This window comes from Kaistella antarctica (genome assembly GCF_900109615.1).
GTDB lineage: Bacteria > Bacteroidota > Bacteroidia > Flavobacteriales > Weeksellaceae > Kaistella > Kaistella antarctica.
Genome location: NZ_FOIX01000002.1, coordinates 685,249 through 709,508, shown reverse-complemented (window position 1 = coordinate 709,508; position 24,260 = coordinate 685,249). Strand labels below are relative to the sequence as shown.

General features: G+C 36.1%; 13 protein-coding genes and 1 tRNA gene. 9 read left to right on the top strand and 5 right to left on the bottom strand.

Annotation, left to right across the window (positions count from 1 at the left end):
- Positions 1 to 111: 111 nt before the first annotated feature.
- The 4 genes from dnaN to BMX49_RS07875 form a co-directional block, all read right to left on the bottom strand.
- The gene (dnaN, locus tag BMX49_RS07890; protein WP_034716159.1) at positions 112 to 1,242 is read right to left on the bottom strand and encodes a DNA polymerase III subunit beta; all 1,131 of its coding nucleotides are present in this window, start codon (positions 1,240 to 1,242) and stop codon (positions 112 to 114) included.
- 118 nt (positions 1,243 to 1,360) lie between these two features.
- The gene (locus BMX49_RS07885; protein WP_051803503.1) at positions 1,361 to 2,059 is read right to left on the bottom strand and encodes a DUF2490 domain-containing protein; all 699 of its coding nucleotides are present in this window, start codon (positions 2,057 to 2,059) and stop codon (positions 1,361 to 1,363) included.
- A 128-nt stretch (positions 2,060 to 2,187) separates the two neighbouring features.
- The gene (locus BMX49_RS07880) at positions 2,188 to 2,853 is read right to left on the bottom strand and encodes a DUF2490 domain-containing protein (RefSeq protein WP_260242697.1); all 666 of its coding nucleotides are present in this window, start codon (positions 2,851 to 2,853) and stop codon (positions 2,188 to 2,190) included.
- Between the two features lie 104 nt (positions 2,854 to 2,957).
- Positions 2,958 to 4,766, bottom strand: coding sequence for a TonB-dependent receptor plug domain-containing protein (locus BMX49_RS07875; protein WP_034716163.1), 1,809 nt, complete (start codon positions 4,764 to 4,766; stop codon positions 2,958 to 2,960).
- A 378-nt stretch (positions 4,767 to 5,144) separates the two neighbouring features.
- On the opposite strand from BMX49_RS07875, the gene uvrA reads away from it, so the two are divergent.
- The 8 genes from uvrA to BMX49_RS07835 all read left to right on the top strand — a co-directional run bounded on the left by uvrA (position 5,145) and on the right by BMX49_RS07835 (position 20,528).
- Complete coding sequence (gene uvrA / locus BMX49_RS07870; protein ID WP_034716165.1) at positions 5,145 to 7,928, top strand: excinuclease ABC subunit UvrA; 2,784 nt, start codon at positions 5,145 to 5,147, stop codon at positions 7,926 to 7,928.
- 185 nt (positions 7,929 to 8,113) lie between these two features.
- Positions 8,114 to 11,017 (top strand): sensor histidine kinase, encoded by a 2,904-nt coding sequence (locus BMX49_RS07865; RefSeq protein WP_311317077.1) that lies wholly within the window; start codon positions 8,114 to 8,116, stop codon positions 11,015 to 11,017.
- 50 nt (positions 11,018 to 11,067) lie between these two features.
- Positions 11,068 to 11,682, top strand: coding sequence for a response regulator (locus BMX49_RS07860; protein WP_034716170.1), 615 nt, complete (start codon positions 11,068 to 11,070; stop codon positions 11,680 to 11,682).
- A gap of 110 nt (positions 11,683 to 11,792) precedes the next feature.
- Positions 11,793 to 13,970, top strand: coding sequence for a hypothetical protein (locus BMX49_RS07855; protein WP_034716174.1), 2,178 nt, complete (start codon positions 11,793 to 11,795; stop codon positions 13,968 to 13,970).
- A 12-nt stretch (positions 13,971 to 13,982) separates the two neighbouring features.
- Positions 13,983 to 17,636: a hypothetical protein gene (locus tag BMX49_RS07850; protein ID WP_034716176.1), complete on the top strand. Its 3,654-nt coding sequence runs from the start codon at positions 13,983 to 13,985 to the stop codon at positions 17,634 to 17,636.
- Between the two features lie 386 nt (positions 17,637 to 18,022).
- On the top strand, positions 18,023 to 18,928 hold the full coding sequence (locus BMX49_RS07845; protein ID WP_246005116.1) for an FAD-binding domain-containing protein: 906 nt from the start codon (positions 18,023 to 18,025) through the stop codon (positions 18,926 to 18,928).
- Positions 18,915 to 20,423: a cryptochrome/photolyase family protein gene (locus BMX49_RS07840; RefSeq protein ID WP_311316289.1), complete on the top strand. Its 1,509-nt coding sequence runs from the start codon at positions 18,915 to 18,917 to the stop codon at positions 20,421 to 20,423. Before BMX49_RS07845 ends, BMX49_RS07840 begins: the two co-directional genes overlap by 14 nt.
- 33 nt (positions 20,424 to 20,456) lie before the next feature.
- Positions 20,457 to 20,528: transfer RNA gene (locus BMX49_RS07835), tRNA-Arg, on the top strand.
- Between the two features lie 79 nt (positions 20,529 to 20,607).
- On the opposite strand, the gene BMX49_RS07830 is transcribed toward BMX49_RS07835, so the two are convergent.
- Positions 20,608 to 21,624 (bottom strand): M28 family metallopeptidase, encoded by a 1,017-nt coding sequence (locus BMX49_RS07830; protein WP_034716186.1) that lies wholly within the window; start codon positions 21,622 to 21,624, stop codon positions 20,608 to 20,610.
- 286 nt (positions 21,625 to 21,910) lie between these two features.
- Here BMX49_RS07830 and BMX49_RS07825 point away from each other — a divergent pair, with 286 nt between their 5' ends.
- Entirely contained in the window at positions 21,911 to 24,226 is a 2,316-nt protein-coding gene (locus BMX49_RS07825) for a BspA family leucine-rich repeat surface protein (RefSeq protein WP_034716189.1), read from the top strand.
- Positions 24,227 to 24,260 lie beyond the last annotated feature (34 nt).

Here is a 24,260-nt window from a genome sequence, read left to right as displayed (position 1 = left end):
ATTGAAATTGGAAAGGTGCAAATATCGTGATTTTGGAGTTTAAAAAAAAATTGAGATTCAAAAACTTTGAATCTCAATTAATATTTAGTACAATTATTTAAAGGGATGTTCTTACATTCCGATAACCGGCATTGAAAGCATCAGTAATTTTTCCTGATCTTCTAAACCATCAACTGGCTCTATAATTCCGGGTCTGTTTGGTTGCGACATTTTCATCGTAATATCATCAGCAGAAAGCACCGATAACATTTCTGTTAAAAATTTAGAACTGAAACCAATATTGATATCTTCACCATTGTAATCACACGGAATCTGCATATCTGCTTTGTTAGCAAACTCAGTATCCTCCGCGTGTAAATGAAGAATGTTTCCGGATAATTTGAAACGAACTTGGTTCGTAGATTTGTTCGACATGATCGAAGCTCTTCTGATTGAATTCAATAAAAGGCTTCTATTAATCGTCAAGACATTTGGATTTTCTTTTGGAATAACCGCTGAATAATTTGGATATTTACCATCAATCAAACGACAAATCCAGATGTTATTTCCGAAAGTGAACTTCGCCATATTTTCATTAAACTCAATAGAAACATCTTCGTTAGAAGAAGCTAAAATGCTTTTGAAAATTGCCAAAGGTTTTTTAGGCATAATAAATTCTACGGGTTCAGCATTCATTAAGTCGGTTCTTTTATAAACCACCAAACGGTGCGAATCGGTAGAAACGAAATTGGTTTCATCTTCTTTGAACTGGAATAAAACTCCTGTCATCACTGGACGAAGAGAATCATTACTGGTCGCAAATAAAGTATTATTTAAAGCTTCAGATAAAATACCTGCAGAAATTGTTACACTTTGAGCTGCATCAAATTCAGGGATTTCTGGATAATCTTCTGCGTGATCTAAGGCCACCGCGAAGTTATCTTTCTCATCCAAAATTTCGAGCAATTTTCCGTTTCCATCTTCAGCGTCTTTCACAGAAAGCGTTAAAGGTTGGTCACCGTAAGTTTTCACAAATTCTTGAAATATTTTTGCGGGAACTGCAATCTTACCTTCAACGTCAGACTTCACCTCCAAAGAAGTAATCAAAGTCGTCTCGCCATCAGAAGCGGTAATTTTCAGGATATCTTTTTCAATTTCAAACAAAAAGTTTTCCAAAATTGGCCTTGACTGTGAGTTGGAAATAACTCCGCTCACGGTTTGAAGGGCTTTCTGTAATTCACTACTTGAAACAATAAATTTCATAAAAATCAATTATTATTAATTTCACAAATATATAAATTAAACCCTAAAAAATGCAATATTTTGGGTGATAAAAACCTTTTCAATCAAAAAGTTACCAACATCACTTAGCGAATTCTAATTACTCTTTCTTTGATTTGCTGCTATCCAATTTAAGAGACAAAGCGAGATATAAAAAATGCAGATTTTTATTACCAGTTAAAGCGAATTCGCGCTGCCACAAATAACCAGATGCTAGACCGAAATTTTTATCGATTTGGTAACTAAATCCACCATAAACTCTATTGCGTGCGAACAGCGGTTTTTCCGTGGTGACGAAAAAAACTTCATCATAAACATTTGCAGAAATGGTTCCTGGTTTAATTTTTTCAGAATTTAAAGGAACCGAAATATTCAATCGATAGCGCAACCTAATTCGATCAGAATGTTCATCTGTTAAAGGTGCATAAAACCAGCTCTTCTCGGCTCGAACACGATTTTCAAATTCGAACTTTCCGGCTTGGAACTCATAAGAATCCTGTAACCAAAGGCGAAATTCTTCCTTATCCAAACTATGATTTTTATAGTTAACATACCGACCAATACCAATTAGCGGTTTGTGCTGATCTGTTAATTCATAACCAAGTCCACCCTTAAGTTCATAATAATCTGGATAAGTAAAATCTGCAGTCCCACGAACCTGGCCTTCTGCGTAAACAAAAAATTTACTGCTCCATTTATAACTCACATTAATCACGTTATAACTGGAGATATTTTTCTTTTGAGCGGAAAATTTCAATCCTGAACACAACATTAGCAGTAAAAAAATTCTATTTAGCATGTGACAAAAATAAAGAAAATTTCCTTTTTATTTAAATGGAAAAAGCAGGTATAAAAAACACTACCGACAGCGCTCTGTCTTGAAGTCAGCCGAAATTTATAAAATTTCGTCGCTAAGTACTTATTCAATTATTTCACGGATTTGTGAGCAACTAGCGGAGAGGAAACATTGATGGACAAACCTGTGTAAAGATAATGGCGGTCGATATTGCCTTTCACTGCAAAATCCCGCTGCCACATATACCCTGCAGAAATGGAGACGTTTTTGTCGACTTGGTATCCAAGACCTCCGTAAATCCTATTCCAGAATGAAACCGGACTTGCCGTAGTAGTGGCAAAAACCTCATCGTGAATATTTGCTGAAATAGTTCCTGGTTGTACTTTCTCTGTATTAAGAGGCGTGGAGATATTCAGTCGATATCTGAGGCGAATTCTCTGGCTATTTTTATTTTCTTTCGGCTGGTATAACCAGCTTTTCTCTGCCCGAAAGCGATTTTCAAATTTGAATCTACCGGCTTTAAAATCATAGATATCTTGGAACCATATACGCAACTCTTCTCTTTGCATTGAATGATTTTTATAATTGCCGTCTCTACCAATTCCAATCAAAGGTTTATGATTTGGAGCGATTCGATACCCTATTCCAACTTTATATTCGTAATAATCAGGATAATAAAAATCAGAATTTCCGCGTAGTTCCCCTTCAGCTAGTAGAAACCAATTCGGAGTAAATCTATAGTTCATCGTTACGAGATTGTAACTAGAAATATTACCCTGTTGTCCCGAAAGATTCATCATAAAAAAAGATGCGGACAAAATCCAAAGACGCCTAATCATCCCACAAAATTATGATAATTGGGCGAGTATAGGTTATACTTCAAACCAACATAAATCACCTTTTAAAGACTTAGATTCAACGTAAATCCTACATGAAACCATCGCTTAGGCATTGGTACACCAAAGGTTTCGGTGTAATTAGCATTGGTGATATTATTAATTAAAACATAAAGATTCAGATCTTTTAAATCATAGCCTAACTTACCATCCAGCAATTGGTAGCTTCCCGTCGTTACTCGTTCATTATATTTGTAAATCAATTGATTAGTAATGTTTTTGAAGAATCGAGTTTCCAATTTAGCAACGAATTGATGCTTTAAATTTTCCATAACGTATCTGGAAATTAGATTCTGCGGTTCTTTTGCTTTGCTGTCTAAATAAGTATATCCTAAAGAATAAGATTTCACGAAGGAATTGAAACGCTGACCAAATTCCACCTCTACTCCATTGGTTTCAATTTTTCCTATGTTTTCGGCGGACCAAATTCCATCTTGAGTTTCTTTCACCCAATCGATTGAATTGTCTGAAGTTCTGTTGAAAACACTCACTTTACCTAAAAAATTATTCTTCTGAAAACGATAACCCAATTCTGAAGAAATTGCATTCTCAGGTTTCAAATCAGGATTTCCGATTTCGGTTTTGCTTACATAAAACAAATCAGTGAAGGTTGGGATTCGGTTTACTTTGGCGACGTTTCCATAGATTTTATGGTTTTCATTAAAGTCAAATCCGATATCTAACCCTGGATAGAAAAAATCTCCCACACTGTCATAATTGGCCCAGGAAATTCCAGGAGAAATCTGTAATTTATTTTGAATCAAAGAGAAATGATGTTCTAAGAAAATCTGCGTTAAAAACCTTTCACGATGTCCTAGATTATTACTTGCCAAAAATTCTTTTCTGAATTCAACTCCCAATCCAGTCGTTCCTAAAGTCGATGTATACGAACCATTCAATTCTGCACCTACATTATTTCCGATATGCATATTTCGGTAGACTTCCGGTTTTTCTCTATTGAATAAATATAAATCCTGACCTCTTCTCCAATAAATAGTTGAATTTAAATTAAACTGATTAAATTTTTGTTCATACCCTAAACTTACGATCGAAGCCTGCGTTTCTTCATACTGTTCCGTTGCCGTGGGCGAAGAATAAAAGCCATTTGCTCCAAACTTTTTTTCTTGAATTCCAGCTTGAAATTTTATTTGTCCGTCATTAATCTTGAATTGATTTTGATAGAAAATATTGTTGATTTTATAATCGGTGTTATGTCGGTAACCCTCAGAACTTGTAGAACCTACTTGAATAAAATTAGAGAATTTTTCATTTCCAAAATTAGCTCCTAAGCCTAAAGAGTAGGTTTTATAATCTCCGCCACTGGCCGAAACAATTACCTTTTCTTCAGAACTTACTTTGGTAATAATATTCACAACTCCAGCGTAAGCATTTTGTCCAAATCTTCTGGCTGCTGGACCTTTAATAATTTCAATTTTTTCAACTGAAGCGAGATCAAATGGAAGACTCATCGAGTTATGACCTGTCTGAGAATCATTCATTCGAACACCATTTACCAAAATTAAAACCTGTTCGAAACTGCTGCCACGAAGAGAAATATCAGCTTGTACTCCATTTCCCCCACGTCTTCTGATATCAAATCCCGTAAATTCTGCTAACAGCTCTTCGACACTTTTAGATGGCGAATTTTCTATTTCTTCTTTTGAAACGACAGTAATATTCTCATTGACTTTCTTTATCGGAAGTTCTAAAAATTTCCCTTGAACAGTCACTTCAGGAATTGAACTTTCTTTTTCCTGCGCAGAAATTTGTAGTGAGAGTCCTAATAACAAAACACTTAGGATTACTTTCTTCATTTAATTAATTCTTAGTTATTATTTTACTGAATTTACAATGGCCAATAAATTTAATTTATCTTTATTAATGGACATTGTACGATTTTTCAGCAGCAAATATATTTAAGAAATTCGCAGAAAAACAAGTATTATTTTAAGAAATTATTTTGTATTAATCCAATAAAAAATGCAACACCGAAGCGTTGCATTCCTTTAAAGATTAGAGTTAAACTTATCTTATTTTCATCAAATGTGTAATTAAATCATTTAGAATTTTTCTCATGATATTACTACATTTATTTGTTGAACCAAATATTGCGAAATTTATCTAGAAATCCAAATAATCTGCAGGAAATTTCTCTCAAAAAATCCGTAAATTTGTAGCCCTTAAATTATATAATGACTACACCCACAGATATCGATATTAAGAAACAACTTTTTGTAAAAAATGCGCACCTTAATAATCTGAAACATATTGACGTTCTGATTCCTAAAAACAAACTCATCGTAATTACGGGAGTTTCTGGAAGTGGAAAATCTTCGCTCGCTTTTGACACCATTTATGCTGAAGGACAGCGCCGGTATGTCGAGAGTTTAAGTTCGTACGCTCGCCAATTTTTAGGAAAATTAGAAAAGCCAAAAATTGATGATATCAAAGGTTTGGCACCTTCTATTGCGATTCAGCAGAAAGTAATTTCGTCCAATCCACGTTCCACTGTTGGAACTTCAACCGAAGTTTACGATTATTTAAAACTATTTTTCGCCAGAGTTGGGCGTACTTTTTCACCAGTTTCAGGAAATGAAGTCAAAAAAGATTCGGTAACCGACGTTATTAATTTCATTGAAACAAATGAAAATCAGACGTTCCTTTTGAGAACTCCTTTAAAATTTGAAGTTGAAAAATTTACAGAACAAATCAATACTTTGAAACTTTCTGGTTTTACAAGATTAGAAGTCAACGGAAATGTAGCTGGAATCGAGGATTTAGAAAGTTTCGGTTTTGTACCCGAAGCGGATATGGAAATTCAGTTGGTCATTGATCGTTTCAGTTATGACGCTGATGAAAGTTTTCTTCAAAGATTAGCAGATTCTATCCAAATGGCTTTTTACGAAGGTCATGGTTATTGTTCTTTAAAAAACATTGAAACCGGAAAAATTACCGATTTCTCCAATAAGTTCGAAATGGACGGACTGGAATTTATGGAACCGAATGTTCATTTTTTCAGTTTTAATAATCCTTACGGCGCTTGTCCGGAATGTGAAGGTTACGGAAAAGTGATTGGCATTGATGAAGATCTGGTGATACCCAATAAGAATTTATCCGTTTTTGAAGAAACGGTGGCCAGTTGGAAAGGCGAAAGCATGAGCGAATGGAAAAGAGATTTCATTAAAAAGGCGAAAGACTTCCCTATTCATAAACCTTATCATCAACTAACGAAAGACCAGAAAAATTATTTATGGAAAGGTGATGGTACGAAAACCTTCCCTTCTATTAATAATTTCTTCAAAATGCTGGAGGAAAATTTATATAAAATTCAGTACCGTGTTATGCTTTCCAGATACCGTGGGAAAACACTTTGTCCGTCCTGTGAAGGTTTGCGATTGCGTGAAGAAACAAAATGGGTAAAAATTGACGGACATAATATTCAGTCGGTGATTGATTTGCCTTTAGATGAGTTCTTACCGTTGATAAAGTCAATGAAACTCAACAAACACGATGCAGAAATTGCAAAACGTTTGCTGTATGAAATTACAACGCGTTTAGAATTTTTGGATAAAGTTGGACTGGGATATTTGACGATTAACAGAACTTCGAATACGCTTTCTGGTGGTGAAAGTCAAAGGATTAACTTGGCGACTTCACTTGGAAGTTCGTTGGTTGGTTCTATTTATATTTTAGATGAACCTTCGATTGGTTTGCATTCCCGAGACACCGAAAATTTAATTCAAGTTTTAAAAAGTTTACGGGATTTAGGAAATACCGTAATTGTCGTAGAACACGATGAAGACGTCATGAAAGCCGCAGATTACATTATTGACATAGGGCCAGAAGCGGGATATCTTGGTGGAGAATTGGTCTTTGCCGGACATTTTGATGAACTGGAAAGTGCAGATACTTTAACGTCTAAATATCTGACTGGAAGATTAGAAATTAAAGTTCCAGAAACCCGCCGTAAACCGAAAGAATGGATTCACATTAAAGGTGCGCGTCAGAACAACTTAAAGAATGTCAATGTTGATATTCCGTTAGAATGTTTGGTGGTTATTTCAGGAGTTTCTGGAAGTGGGAAATCTACTTTAATGAAAGAGATTCTGACCAATGACATTCAGATTCAACTTGGAATGGGCGGAAAAAAAGGAGATTACGATTCTGTAGATTTTCCAATGAAACTCATTAAAAATATTGAGTTGATCGACCAAAATCCGATTGGTAAATCTTCGAGGTCGAATCCTGTGACTTATTTAAAAGCTTACGATGATATTCGGGAATTGTTTTCAAAACAGAAATTAGCAAAAATGCAAGGTTTGATGCCGAAGCACTTCTCCTTTAATGTTGATGGCGGACGTTGTGATGACTGTAAAGGTGAAGGTGTAATTACCGTCTCCATGCAGTTTATGGCAGATATTGAACTGGAATGTGAAACTTGTAAAGGGGCGCGTTTTAAAAATGAAATCCTTGAAATTAAATTTGACGAAAAGAACATTTCAGATATCCTTCACATGACTGTTGATGAAGCGTTGGAATTCTTTAAAGACAATGAGCAACCTAAAATTGTAACCAAGTTAAAACCTTTGCAGGAGGTTGGGTTGGGCTATTTGCAACTGGGACAAAGTTCCTCTACCCTTTCCGGCGGTGAAGCGCAAAGAGTAAAATTGGCTTCGTTTTTAGTTAAAGGCGCAACGACCGATAAATCATTATTTATTTTTGATGAACCTTCCACAGGACTTCATTTTCACGACATTACTAAATTATTGAAATCGCTGCAAGCCTTGATAGAACTCGGACATTCTGTAATCGTGATTGAACATCAACCTGACATTATTAAAACGGCAGATTATATTATCGATATCGGACCAGAAGCCGGAAAATATGGTGGCGAAATTGTTTTTGCAGGAACTCCGGAAGATTTAGTGAAAAATAAAGAATCGCACACTGGAAGATATTTGATTGAGAAATTGTAAGAAACTACAAGTGAAAAGTTAGAGGTTGGATAATTCCAAACTCTTCTTAAAAAATAACTGAAGCCAACTTTTCGAAGTTGGCTTTTTTGGTGTTTCTTTTTTTCTAGATTTCACATTTGATAAGGAAACATTAAATCTTTTATAATTTTTATAAAAGTAAAGCGATAATTTAATTAATTTAGTTTATTAATAAGATTAATATTATAAAAACTCTACTTCGACATCACTTCTATTTCCTGTTTCTGATTTTCGGATTAAATTTTTATGCTCAAACCTATAATCAAGCGAACACGTTCACGACCAAAGACGGACTTCCGAGTAATTTGGTTTACGAAGTTATTCAGGATAATAATGGCTTTCTTTGGGTCGCAACCGATAACGGAATCGCACGATTTGATGGTAAAAGATTTATCAATTATTCAACTAAAGATGGCCTACCTTCTAATGATGTGATTCACGTCTTCAAGCAAAATGACGGAACGATTTGGGTAAACTGTTACAAACAAGCGCCAAGTTACTTTGATGAAAAACGCAATAAGTTTATAAATTTAGACTATGATAAACACGTTGTAAAGTTGAGCAACTCAATGTTCAACGTGTATTATTCCATTCGGAAAAATGATCTATTTTTTCAGAACCACCTCGGTAACTTTACTTTCAGCGAGGGAAAGATCATTGATAAATTAATTATTAGTGAAAAAGAAAGAACACAATATATATCTCATCTTTATTTAAATGATGAATTCGTGACGATTCAGCATAAAAAACAAATTGTTGGAAACAAAAGTAATGTAGCCGTAAAACTTGTTCAAAATTCTAAAACTCTGGGAACAGTACTATTTGGAGACTACAAGAAATTATATCTACAACACAATACCAACGGAAAACTATATCGTTTTTCTGAAGGATCAGTGACCAAAATTAAAATCAATAACCTACATCCTCTGCAATATCAAATACAGCAAGTGGATGTTCCAGAAAAAATAAAGTGGTTTAAATTTTCGGCGAGTAAACTGAGCGTAATATCCAATACGGGAAATATTTATATTTACGATGAAAAAAGTCTCCGTATTAATTCGGTTATCAAAACAGATTTTAACGTAAATACCGCCTATATTGATAGTAAGAATAATGTTTGGGTAACGACGGTAAATAATGGATTAATTTATTATAGCAGTGAGCCTATTAAAAAAGAAACCTATTCGAAAAATGCGATTACCAATTTTTTATGTGTAAAAGTATCAGAAGACGGGCAAATCTTCGCCGGAAATTATCAAGGGGAAATTTATGAAAAGAAGGGTAAAACAGAAACCAAATACAATTTTGCCGAAAATAAAGATAATAACGTTTGGATTAGAAACATTCATTTTCTTTCCGGAAAAACTTTCGTGGTCTCTGATCTTGCTTTGCAAATTAACTTTCAGAGAAAAATTAGATTCTATAATGAATTAGGAAATTTACTGAGTCTGAAATCATCAACCAAACTTAATGAGAACGAATTAATTTTAGGCACAACCAGTGGTTTACTAAAGTTTAATATTCAAACGGAACGTTATGAAATTCTAAATTTTTCAGCCGAGCGAATACTGGACGTACAAAGAATTAATGACGGCTCATTCTATTTTTCTGCGGACGATGGACTTTATCATTATAACATTAATGATCACCAACATCAGTTAATTGTTCCCAACCGTTTATTTAAGAATGATAAAATACAACATTTTAAACCTGGTAAGGGCTCAGAAATTTGGATCAGTACTTTTAAAGGAAATCTATTTTTAGTTGATAATCATAAAATTCTTAAAGAATATATAGATGATAAAAGATTTCCTAACAATATTTCTAATTTACTGGATATCGAAGAGCAACTTTGGATGGCTTCAAAATCCGGAGTTTATATTCTAGATTATAAAAATCTGGATAAATGTTCTGTGTCAAAACTAACCACATCAGATGGTCTAACTTCTAATGTGATTAACTTTTTACATTTTAAAAAAGATACGGTTTATGCCGCCACTGATAATGGTATTTCGAAAATTCCAGTTAGAAATATACGGTCACATCAAAAGATTAAACCTTATTTAATATCTGTAAAAATCAATGAAAAGTCTGTTGTATTAGATTCAATATATCACTTAAAAAGTGATGAAAATAATATTTCCCTGGAGTTGGCTGGAGTCGATATCACGGGGCATTTTAAAAACTTTCAGTTCGCTCTCAATGATGATCAGTTTTCTGAAATCGAAGGGAATTTTCTAAATCTTCAACTCAATAATGGGATTAATAAAATACAGATTAGAACTGTCGATCAGAATAATTATGTAAATAATCAAATTCTAAAAATAACGTTCGACATCGAAACTCCTTTCTATAAAGCCATCTGGTTTTGGATAATATTATCATTTCTAACATCATCTGTACTATTTTATGTAATCAACCACGATCGGTCAATTCGTCGGAAGAGGAAATTTCACCACGAAAAAGATTTGCAGAATCAAAGAGAAAAAATCACTGCCGATTTGCATGATGATGTCGGCGCGTCTTTAAGCAGCTTGCAAATCAACAGTGCTGTAGCCCAAAAGATATTTGATAAAAATCCCGCAGAAACTAAGTTAATTTTAAAGAAAATAGAATCCCAAGCAAAAAACATTTCGGAAAACATCGGCGATATTGTTTGGAGTTTAAAATCATCGAAAGATGAATTCATGTCCCTAAGTACCCGAATTAAAAAAATAACCAGCGAGATTTTAGGAAGCTCAGACATTCATTATGAAATTTTAATCGATCAATCTATAGACGCTCAAATCACCGATTTTTCAGCCAGGAAAAACATTATTTTAATTTGTAAAGAAGCACTTAATAATATATTGAAACACAGCCAGGCGCAGGAGGTTTGCTTGATACTACAGAAGACTGAGGACCATTATTTTTTAGAAATTGAAGATGATGGAATCGGATTTTCGGACCTGGACAGAAAAGGTAATGGAGTTATGAATATGAAGAGAAGGGCTGAAGAACTAGGCGGAAATTTAAAAATTACACACAACACCGGTTCAAAGTTAGTTTTCATCTTCCCTATAATTAGGTAGTAAAAACAGTGATTTTCCTACTAACTTTGTGAAATGATTTTACCAGCAGTATGATCCGGATATTTGCATATGATGATAGTAGAGAACGTTTGCACAGTTTGCAGGCGCTTATTTCATTGAGTGACCATTTAGAATATCTCGGTGATGCAGAAAACTGCGAAAATGTGCTTGTGGAAATGATAAAATTTACGCCAGATGTCGTGCTAATGGACATCAATATGCCAATCGTAGATGGTATAGAAGGTTTGAAAATCATTAAATCGAAATTTCCACATATTAAAGTGCTCATACAAACTGCCTTTGATGATAGCGATAAAATTTTTGAAAGCATCTCGAACGGAGCAAGTGGTTATATTCTAAAATCAGACAGTCCGACCAAAATTCTCCAAGCCATAGAAGAAGTTTACCAAGGTGGAGCCGCCATGAATCCTGCGATTGCGAAGTGCGTTCTGGATTACTTTTCACCCAAAAAGAATCTAGATATCTTAACGGTTAAAGAACAGGAAGTTTTAAAATCTTTGGCGCAGGGAAACAGTTACAAAATGGTTGCCGACCAATTGGGAGTGAGTTACTCTACTGTAAATTCTCATACAAAACACATTTACGAAAAACTTCATATTTCCTCTTTGGGCGAAGCCATCGCCTGGTATTATAAAAACACCTAGATTTTTAAAACTTTGTTCTACCTCATCCCTATTTTTAGGGATTTTTTTTTGGGTCTAAAAAAATAATCTTTGTAAAAACAAATGATGAAAATCAATTTAAACCCAGGATTATGAAAACACTTCAAAAAATTTTAATGTTCTACATTCTGAGCTCCTCTTGCATTTTGCAGGCTCAGGTTAACCAAAAAAAAGGTTGGGACGGCGTTGTTAAAGGAGGCAGTTTTTCTCTTGGCTACAACAACACCATGGTAAATTCAGCCACAAAAGAGGCCTATGTACTAAATTCCTCGGGTGTTTCGGGAGATGTTTTTATTCCGTTTTCCCTTTTCCGAAAAGGATGGGATGGAACAGTGAAAGGCGGAAATTTCGGCTTTAACCTTGGTAGTACTTACAACTTTGGAGCAGGAGGTGAACCAGATATTTTATTACCTGCGCCATTCAATATCATTGGCCAAACAGCTTCGGAGGTTTCCTACCGTAACTCTACTTCGCAACAAACAGGATTTAGGCTTGGCGGCGGACCTCAGGTCAATTTCAATTTTAGCGAGCGATTTATTTTTTCGCCAATGGTTTTGGCAGAATATTTTTCCATGACCCAAAATGAGTTAAGTGCAATTCAGACCAGCGAGATTAATGGAAAACCAAAAGAATATACTTTATGGTCTTTGCCGGAAACGAAAACAAGTGGTTTAGCAATTACGCCCAAAATAAGACTACAATATTTATTCGCAAAAAACTTCGGCGTTTTTGCAGACGGTGCTTATATTTTCGGACCGAAAATTAACACTCAGGTGACTACTTTAGTTCCTTTTGGAAAAACTAATCAAGAAGGACAGTATGAGCAGCAGCAAGTAGATTTGGGAACGAAAGTAACTGATGACGTTAAACAAACCTCGTACAATGCCTTCAGTGCAAGTGTGGGTTTAAGTTATTCCTTTGGTGGAAAAAATGGGTCTGGAGAAAATCCTACTCCTGCCAAAGCAAATATTAACAGATCAAGAAGCAATATTAAACAACAAATTTCAACTAATAATGATGGCTCAAAAGAGGATAAAAAAGAAACTCAGGATAAAAAATGTAAAACTTACACTGCCCCAAAATTACTAAATGATTACGGTGATGAGGCAATTCACTTAAATAAAGGGAAATTAAATATTCCATTTATACCCTCAAATAATATTGCCGCAGAATACAAAGTGAAAGTTTGGGATATTAGTTCTGAAAAGAAAAATATCATTCATGAGAAAGTATATCCTGCAGGATTCAACGGTTCTATTTCGTTAGAAGAATTCAAGAAAAAAGAAGAGGGAACAGTTGAAATCCAGATTCAGGTTATGGAAGGTAAAATGAAACCTTCAAAAAATAACAAAGAAATTATACAAAATTCAACCTGTGCCACATTTGAAAATGGGGGTTTTAGTAACATCGAGACCTACCGCATTAGTACATCTTGCGCAGCTGATTATCAATTTGTGATTGATAGCGCAGTTTGTGTAAAAGATAAAAAAGTGAAGGTGTACGCGAAAATTAAATTTTTGAATCCAAACGGTATAGCAACACCAAATCCCACAATGAGTAATGTTACTTTTAAAGATAATGTCACCGGTTTACCTATCACAGCAAGTTCCTTTTCTACTTCACTTTCACCCTTGTCATTAATGCCCATAGGAACATTTATCCCTTTCAATTTTGAACTTGAAGGCGAAACCTGCGACAAGGAATTACGAATCACGTACGATGTAAACTGGATGTGTCCGACCGGACCGCAACATATAATCGCCTGTCAGGATACTATAAAACTTCCTTGCTGTTACTGTAATTATTGCGATGACACCCGAAATAGCAATATTCAGGAATTAACCAAGACCACTACTTTATTGCCTGGTGACAATCTAGGGATTTCGCAGCAGTTCAGCATCAACCCGAAAAACATTAGCAAAATCGAAGCAGAGGTGGTTTACATGCATGAAAATGAAATGGATGCAGCTTGCAAAGTTTGCCGGGAAAATGAAAATGAAGTGTACACTTTTATCAATGCTAATAATTTAAGTTGGAACTCTGGGCCTGGTATAAATGCGGGAGCAGGAAACATGAGTGGTGTTTTTCCGTCTAAAATTCTCTCTTGGAGTTCTAATAACAAAGGTAATCTACAATTAAATCTAACGGTGGCTTTACCCGGAACTTCAACCCTGAGTTGCTGTGAACGGCATGGCGAGATTTGCATTCGCTACAAATTTACCGATATCGAATGTAAAGTTTGCGAACGTCTTGTTTGTTACACCTACTAAAAAAATAAAAACATGAAAAACTTAATAAAATATATCGGAAGCTTATTTTTTCTTTTGCTTTTTGCAACACAGCTAAGCGCACAATCATCCAATGTAAGTCTCTCCATAGGGTGCCCCGCAGCAGTAATTAGCGGCACGTCTATCAATATTAATGCTGCATATGGATATAGCAATATTACAGGAAATATAACAGTTGTTGTGAATTATGATGCGACTAAAGTTACGTTTCTTAACAGTACAGGATTCGGTCTAGCTGCACCCGTGTTAGGAGGTTCTGGTGCATCAAGTAAAGTAACCTATACATTTGCGGCAACTTCTGGCTTAAATCAAACTGGTGCTATTCAACTTCATTTTACTGCCATCTGCCCACAAACTTGTTTTGGCGTAACGAATATCGCCAACTTTTCTGGAACAATCAGCGCTCCTGGAGCAACAACTATTGCAACAACACCCTGCGGAACAAATCTAAATGTAATTAATGATTGGGGCGGATCTATGTATGTTTCTGCTTATAATTGTAAATTGAATCAAGTTACTTTTAACGTTAATATTACCAGAAGTTCATGCTATAGAATTATTAATCCCACCTTAACCCTATCCAGCTCAGTAGGAACGGTAATCGGCAGTAGCGGCGGGACACTTGCTGGAAATACTGTTACACTGGCTTCACCCTTATTCAACAATAAAAACGTAACTGTAACGGTACAACTTCCCTGCAATCCAGTTACCGGAACTCCAACATTTACAGCAGGACCTGTAACTTGTACTGCTATTTTAAATGGAGACAATTGCGGGAATTATTTTCCAAATATTAAAATCTATAGCACTACCTACAATGTGGTACCACAAAATAGTCAGGCAAGTTTAAGTTGTACTGCCTCAAGTGGGAATTCTTATGTGGCAGTAGTAACAAATTTTGGTAAAAGCGCGATTAATGCGAATCTAACTACCAATCTGCCAAATTTGAATTATACTGGTTTCACACATAGTACTAATCAGTCAACACCTATTTCAGGTTCTTATAAAACTTTTGATTGTGCTATGATTGCATCTTCCAGCATACCCTTCACCTCTACGCCGATTATAAATACCGTAGTGATTGGGTCCATAAAGAAAATGGATTATACGATTTCGAATCTGCAACCTGGCCAATCTTTTTTCATGACATTTACATACTCTGGTGCTACGCCTTCATGTTTGCCAGCAGCCATTAGTCCGTACAATTTCAGTACTTCTGGAAACTATACGGGTATTCCTGATCCTGCGGATTGCAATTGCACTTATAACCTCCGAAATTTCTCAACGGCATCATGCTCATTTGCTGATCCGTCGGGTTTGCCGAATATGATTTGTACCGGCTCAACCTATAACAACAGCCTCTGCCATCGCGCGGGTGAAACTTTACATTTTTGTTTAAAATTTAGGAATAATGGATCGGGTCCTCTTACTAATGGAATTTTAAATTTGGGATTACCAACCTATTTAAATCTAATCCCTTCCACGGTTACGTATGATGGACTTACCACGGGAATCAGCAGTACGTTATCTGGAGTAATTACACTCCCAAGCAGTATTGCAACCGGGCCAGATCACACCGTGTGTTTTGACGCGACGCTCAATTCTACCGCAGGTAATGGTCTACACAGCCTAAACCCTAAAATTTCTGGTGATAATCTCTCGTTAAGAAACATCTGCTTGTACCAGGTTCTTATTTGTCAGGATGCAAAAGCCGAGATCAGTAAAAAAGTTAAAGGTAGCGAGGATATTATTTTCAGCACCTCTGGAAGTGCACTTCCTGGCAGTATAGCAACCTACCAAATTACCATTAATAATTCTGGGAACACACCGATATCATCCATTCAGATATTGGATCGATTACCTGAAATTGGAGATAAAACAATCAGAAATTGTACGCCACGAGGCAGCCAATTCTCGGTAATGCCCAATGGGATTTTTTCGCCAAGCTCCTTAGCCTCAGCAGCAAATTACAGCAATTCAGCGCCGGGGATAAACAATATACCAGCGAATTGGTCTGCAGCATTATCAGCATTTTCATGTGATGTGAGCGGCATTTTTTCGCCCGGTCCGAAAAATACAATGCTGGTCAATATTCCAGGTCCTATTCTGCCTTTCACCAGTTATGCTTTTGAAATGCAGGTCGTAATTCCAGCAACGGCAAAACCTGGTGATCAAATTTGCAACAGTGTCGCTTTGAAAACAATGTATCAGGATGAAACCGGTGCAGAATATCCTTTGGAAATAATCGAATCAGATAAAGTTTGCCTTATTGTAGCACCACCGCCTTGCAAGCCTTGCCCGACAATGATCAAAAGTGAAACAATGACGCTAAATCCAGGTACAGTCGTAAATCCAGGCACACCATATGTCACCAAAACGGGCTACGTGACGATTACTACCCTGAAACCTGTACAGGAAATTCAGATTAATATTTCAGATCTGCAATATCATTTTAATAAAAAAGAGTGTAAAGATTGCAAAACTCCGGCACTGAGTCGTGGTGGAATATTTCCACTAAATACAACGCAAACTGTAGGAACTTTAATTTGGGATGACTTTACAGGAAGTTCAATACCTTCTGCTACTCCAGTTGATAATCTGCCACAAGAATTAATTTGGAATTTAGGAGTGATGTTGGCCCCTGGAACTTATACAATTCCTTTCCAGCTTACCTTACCAAATTCCATCATTCCGGACTGCTGCGAATTGATTTTAGACAAATTTGCTTTGAAGGTTTCCGTTAAAGATGCGGATTGTAATGTTTGCGAAAATTTTGTAGCACCAAGCACCGACAATTGTTGTACCGGAAGTTTCTGGGATCGCCAACAAATGACTTGGAGCCTAATCCATGATTCTCCTCATACATTAGCCACTAAACAAACTGAAGTCTCAAAAAGAAAATCGGATCTAAAAGAGATTTACGACCACAACAAAGAAGTAATTTCAGGAAACAGTCTGGATAATTTAATACCTTCTTACGGTGTACTGAACATTAAGTGCGATGAAACCTACCGCATCATGGAAGGCCAAAACAGAACATTTAATGCTCTATTTAAATGCAATCCTAATATGACTAATTGTGAATCTCAGTCTTTAGTAACAATCACGACGCAAAGCGGAAATTATATTAATGTTATCAACCAGCCAATGCCATATAATCAAATCTTTAATCTTCCCGGTGTCTACAAGATTAAATATATAGGTAAATGCGGCGGTGTTATTTGCAATACTTGCGAGTTCATGCTGATCGTTGAAAAAAATTGCTGTGTCGGAATTACGAAGAATGGACCAACCACCGTGACAGCAGATCATATCTTTCAACCGAATAATATGACCTCTATTACATCTTCTCCCTTATTGCACTTAACCGCAAAAAGTATGGCTACGGTAAATTTAAACTATAGTTGCAGCCAAAATTGTAGTGCTACCTACTCATGGAGAAGACTTAAAAATGGCGTACAGATTGACTCAGGGACTTCACCAAATGGAACTATCAATTTTGCACCACCCACCTCTGGAGAGGATTTAATTATCATATCCGTAAACTGTGGAACTCAAAATTGCAACCGTACTGAGAGATTTTATCTGGGCTGCGAATTTTGCCTTATTATTTTTGATCCAACACAACCACGGATTCCAAGGAAGTAAATCATAAACCCTTATTACCAGCCGTTGACAATTTGTTAACGGCTTTTTTTTTAAATCAACCAGATTGTCAGATCCATAAAGATAAAATTAATCCTTTCTAAAAGCATCACTTTGAATGACTTTAAATTTAATCTGAAAATCCTCTAAAAATTTAATGATTATCGTATTTTCGTATTAAAATTACTATCATCGATTATCCCACTAACTTCAAATCCATCCAAAATAGAATTGCTGAAATTGATCCGATAAAATACGGATCGACCAGAAATTTTGCGGATGGTGCCGTCACCAAATTAAGCCCTTATATTTCCCGCGGAGTTATTTCTACGCGCGATATTTTTGAACATCTGAAAACTTTAGATCTGGCGTGGTTCGAGGTTGAACGATTGGTTCAGGAATTAGCCTGGCGCGATTTCTTTCAAAATGTCTGGAAGCAAAAAGGAGACGAAATCTTTACCGACTTGATACAACCTCAGGAACAAGTAGAAAATCACGGAATTCCAACGGCGATTTTAAAGGGTGAAACTGGAATTCAGATTTTAGATGATGCGTTGAAAACTCTTTATGAAACTGGCTATCTGCACAATCATTTGCGAATGTATCTGGCTTCTGTTTGTTGTAATATTGCGCATTGTCATTGGTCCGAACCCGCGAAATGGCTCTACAGTAATTTGTTGGATGGAGATTTAGCCAGCAATCATTTAAGTTGGCAATGGGTTGCCGGGAGTTTCTCCTCTAAAAAATATTTTGCCAATCAAGACAACCTCAATAAATATTTCGGTGGAACTCAAAAAAACACTTTTTTAGATGTTGAGTATTCTGAACTTGAAACTTTGAAAACTCCAGAAATTTTAAAGGAAAATGCAAAGTTTTCGCTCCACACAGATTTAGGAGATTTTGAAACTTCGTCTTTAGATAGTAGAAAAACGTTACTCTTCACTTACTATAACTTAGATCCGAATTGGTATGATGATGAAGATTTCCAAAGAGTGCTTCTGTTAGAACCTTCCTTCTTTGAAAAACATCCTGTGTCCAAGAAAGTGCTTGATTTCGCCTTCGAATTGTCTAAAAACATTCCCGACTTAAAAATTTTCGTTGGAGAGTTTTCAGCATTAAATCAAATAATCTCGAAGGAAAACATTTATTACAAAGAACATCCGACTAATAATCATTTTCTTGGAACCAGAGAACCTCGGAAATCGCTTCCAACTTTAGAAGGAGATTTCGGTTCCTTCTTTTCTTATTGGAAAAAGATTAAAAAAGAATTACAACTCGAATTTGAATCCAGATAAACTCGAAAGATCCATGGCAAAAACGGCAAATCTTATTTTCCCAAATCAATTATTTGAAAATCATCCATTGCTTTCAAAAGATGCAACTGTTTATTTGATTGAGGAGCATTTATTTTTTAAAGAATTTAAATTTCACAAACAGAAGATTGCTTTTCATCGGGCTTCCATGAAATATTTTCAAACCTATTTAGAAAAAAAAGGTGCGAAGGTCATTTACATCGAGAGCGGAAATGAATTAGACGATATTCGAAATTTTCAGACCGAAATAGAAAGTAAGAAAATTACGGAAATAAGAGTTGTAGCGCCGACCGACGATTGGCTCGAACAAAGGTTGAAAAAAGTGACCGAAAATATCAAACTGACTACTCTTTATTCCCCTCAGTTCATTAATAACAAGAATGACTTAGAAGAATTTTTTAATTCAGAAAAAAAATTCTATTTTCAAACTGCCTTTTATAAAAAAGAAAGAATTAGGCTGAACATTTTAGTAAATAGTGAAGGAAAACCAGACGGCGATCAATGGACTTTTGACGCAGAGAATCGAAAGAAATATCCAAAAACGAAAACGCCGCCGCCCATTTATTTTCCAGAGAATTCCGATATTTGGACAGAAGCCGTCAAATATACACAAGCCAACTTTAAAAATAATCCTGGCGAATTACCCGAAAATCCAATCTATCCGCTTACTCATCAAGAAGCGCAAAAATGGCTCGACCAGTTTTTTGATTATCGATTTCACGATTTTGGTATTTATGAGGATGCGATTGTTCAGAAGGAAGCCTATCTCAATCACAGTCTGCTTTCTCCCTTGCTAAACGCTGGACTTTTGCAGCCTGTTGACGTTATCAATCAAACTTTAATCTTCGCCAAGGAAAATCAAATCCCAATGAATTCGGTGGAAGGTTTTGTCCGACAGATTATTGGCTGGCGCGAATTCATGCACGGAATGTATCTTTTTAAAGGTCGCTTTTCTCGAACGCAGAATTACTTCAACTTCTCCCGAAAGATTCCAAAAAGTTTCTACGACGGAACCACTGGAATTCCACCAATCGACGACACCATCAAAAAAGTTTTGAAAAACGCGTATTGTCATCATATCGAGCGACTGATGGTTTTAGGAAATTTCATGTTGCTTTGTGAGTTTGATCCCGACGAGGTTTATCACTGGTTTATGGAACTGTTCATCGATGCGTATGATTGGATCATGGTTCCCAATATTTATGGCATGAGTCAGTTTGCAGATAGTGGAACGTTTGCGACGAAACCTTATCTCAGTGGCTCCAACTACATTAAAAAAATGAGTGATTACGGCGGTGGTGACTGGGAAAAAATTTGGGATGGTTTATTCTGGCGGTTCGTTGAGACTCAAAAAGAATTCTTCAAAACGAATCCGCGAGTGTCGATGATGTATTATTCTTTGCAAAAAATGGACGCTGAAAAGAAAGATAATCACTTAAAAAATGCTAATGATTTTTTAAAAAAGTTAGATCAATAGCATCATCAAAAAGTTAGATTTGAATTCAAATTCGGCTTCATAGTTCAACGGATAGAACAAAAGTTTCCTAAACTTTAGATCCGCGTTCGATTCCCAGTGAAGTCACATTTTAAGATCCAAGTAAAAAATAAAAAGAACCAAGTAAAACTTGATTCTCTTTAATTATTGGAAAATAAAAATCTTACTATTTCACTTTTTTATCCACCACAATTCGATCCTTTCTGTTCGCCAATTCCCACGCAGTTGCAAATACCAATTGGGTGCGTTTTTGCAAGGAAACGTAATCTATTTTATCAGGCGTATCGCTGGGTTTATGATAATCTTCATGAATCCCATCGAAGTAGAAAATAACAGGAATTCCATTTTTCGCAAAGTTGTAATGATCTGATCGATAGTACAAACGGTCTTTATCATTAGGATCATCGTATTTATAATTTAATTCTAAACTGGTCGTCGATGCATTTGCTTTTTCGCTAATTTTCTTTAAATCAGAACTCAACATTTCCGACCCAATCACATAAACGTATTCTTTATCACAATTTCCGGGATCGCATCTTCCAATCATATCAATATTTAAATTCGCCACGGTATTTGCCATCGGAAAAATTGGATTGTTAGCGTAATAAAGTGAACCGAGAAGTCCGTGCTCTTCGCCTGTCACATGTAAAAACAAGATCGATCTTTTCGGACCATTTCCTGATTTCTTCGCCATTTGAAAGGCTTCAGCAATTTCTAAAAGGGCAACTGTTCCGCTACCATCATCATCAGCACCATTAAAAATCTGACCATCCGACATTCCAATATGATCGTAATGTGCAGAAATAACAATCACTTCTTCCGGCTTTTCTGACCCTTCGATGTATGCTAAAATATTTTCTGACTGCGGCAAATTTCCTCTTCTTCCCTTCAAGGCTTCAGTCGGAACAATTTGGTGAAAGGAAGTCATCGATTTTGGATGAGAAACTCCCATTTTTTGATACTGCTCAATCAAATATTTGCCGGCCTTTTTCTGGCCTTCACTCCCTGTATCTCTTCCTTCCATTTCATCAGAAGCCACGATGTACAGATGCGTTTTCAGTTCAGCTGAGGTAATTGACTGATATGATTTTTGAAAGGGTGAACCCGAATAAGATAGATTGGCGGCACAACTTTGCAAGAGCGCAAAAGCCAGTGGAAGTATAAAATACTTAGCGTTTTTCATGAACTATTTTTTGGAAGTTAAATATAGGTTTAATTTTTAAATTTTCCTCATACAAGAGAATTGGCTTTGATTAAAAAATATTACAAAATAAAGAAGATTGGTAAGAAAGCTGAAAATTGGACAACAATGAAAAAAGGCTGATTTACCAACCATCTTGAAAAACTGACCAACCATTTCGAATATCCTACCAACCCTACTCAATCGCTTGGTTATCTGAAGATTTAAGTCAAGCTTTGTTACTCTACAACAAATAAAATATCCATTTAAACTTTAAAAAAATCTATGTATGAATTATTTATTTATCTCTTTTAAAAAACAAAATTGGTTCGATGAGCCATCTAATGTGACCAATGTTCAACCTGAAAAGAAAGTCTTGACAACTACAAAGACCTGCCTAATGCTATTTGTACTTTTCTTTTTTAGCAGTTTTGCTTCGGCTCAAAATGAATTCATTACCGAATGGAAAACCGACAATCCTGGTACTTCAACAAATAAGCAAATTACCATTCCAGCAGTGGGAACGTTTAATTATACCTGGAAACTTATTGGTGGCGCGACAACTGGAACTGGTACAGGAAACGGCTCTACGACGATTACTTTTCCCGTCGCCGGGAACTATGTGGTGAAAATAACGCCCACAGGAGCAAACACCTTCCGTGCCATCCAGTTTACAAATGGAGCGAGTGACGCCAGAAAACTGTTAAAAATAACGCAATGGGGAACTGTGACTTGGTCTACCTTCGAACGAGCATTTACTAATACAAGCAATCTTGCGATTACGGCTACTGACGTTCCACTTTTAACAGCAGTTACCGATATGTCCTATGCTTTTTATTCCTCAAAAGTATCTACCATTCCGAATATCAATGACTGGAATGTTTACTATGTGACCAATATGAGTTTTACATTTGCTCTGTCAGATTTCAACTCAGACATCGGTAACTGGAACGTTAGGCAAGTAACTACGATGGAAGGTATGTTCTCTGACAATTCATATTTCAACCAAGACATCAGCAGGTGGAATGTCAGCGAAGTAACAACACTCAAAAACATGTTTTTCCAGGCCTTCGCGTTTGATCAAAACCTGGGCGCTTGGAATATTAGTAAAGTTACCAATGCCGCCAGTATGTTTAAAGGAAACATGAGTTGCCAAAATTACAGTAAAACTTTGGGTGGCTGGGCTGCTGATGACGCTCGCACACCAATCAATATTACTTTGGGTGCTTCCTCCTTAAAATATAGTCCTGAAGTAATTAGTGCCAGGGATTATTTAATTGATGACAGAGGCTGGAATATTTTAAATGATAGCCAGAGTGCCACTGCCTGCCCAATTGACTTGGTTACGGAATGGAATACTCAGGGTAGCAATACGATTGAAATCCCTGCGATTGGAGATTATACCTATTCATGGGTTGATCTTAATAATGCCACTAGAAAAGGTAAAGGTAATGGATCAGGATTTACTACGATTGATTTTGGACAAGCAGGAATCTACGAATTAAGGATTTTTCCCCTTGGAACAAATCAGTTTTTTATGCGGGTTGACATGACCCCTTTAGATAATCGAAAGAAACTTATGAAACTCAAGCAATGGGGAGCACACCAGTGGACTTACTTCAATTATGCCTTTGAAAAAGCAGAAAATTTAAGTATTACCGCCACAGACATTCCGGATTTAAGGAAGGTAACTTCTATGGACCGAAGTTTTTTTGAATCGGGAATATCTACGGTTCCTAATATCAATTTATGGGATGTAAGCCAGGTAACCAATATGTATTATCTATTTGGAAGAACTAATTTTAATGACAACGTTTCCAGTTGGGATGTATCAAAGGTCCAAAGGATGTCTTCCATGTTTGGAGAACTGCCCGATTTTAATCAGGATATAAGCAATTGGAATGTGGAAAATGTTGAGGATATGTACGCAATGTTTGCTCATTCCGTAAAGTTTAATCAAAATATTGGAAGCTGGAATACTTCCAAAGTAAAAAATATATCGCATCTATTTATGGGTGCAAAAGCTTTTAATCAAGATATTTCACAATGGGATACGTCCAAAGTTACTGATATGACGGAGGCGTTCATTGGTGCCAGCGCTTTCGATCAGAATATTGGTAGTTGGAATCTGAATGCACTAACCTCTGCTCAAGGTATTTTTGATGGTACGGGACTTAGCTGCCTCAATTATAGTAAAACCCTAAAAGGTTGGGCGAATAATACCAATACTCCGCAAAACATCACTTCGGGCGCAGAAGGATTAACGTATAGTCCGGAAGTAGTGAGTGATCGAAATCATTTGATAAATAATTTAAACTGGAACATTACTGAAGACGCTTTAGGAACTTGTGCGCTTGCAACTGTAAATGCAGACTTCACAAGCCTAAAACTATTCCCGAATCCAGTAAAAGACTACTTAACAATAGATGGACTTGAGGGTAAAGAAACCGTGGCGCTTTACGATCTGAGTGGCCGCTTACTGCAAACTTCTAGAGCAAACGGAAAAGAATTAAAGTTGAATTTTTCAACATATGCTAAAGGAATGTATTTGCTGACGATCACATCGGAAAAAGGAGGTACGACCAAAAAGATTATAAAACAATAACCCTTCATCGCAAGATGATCAATAGGAAACCTCG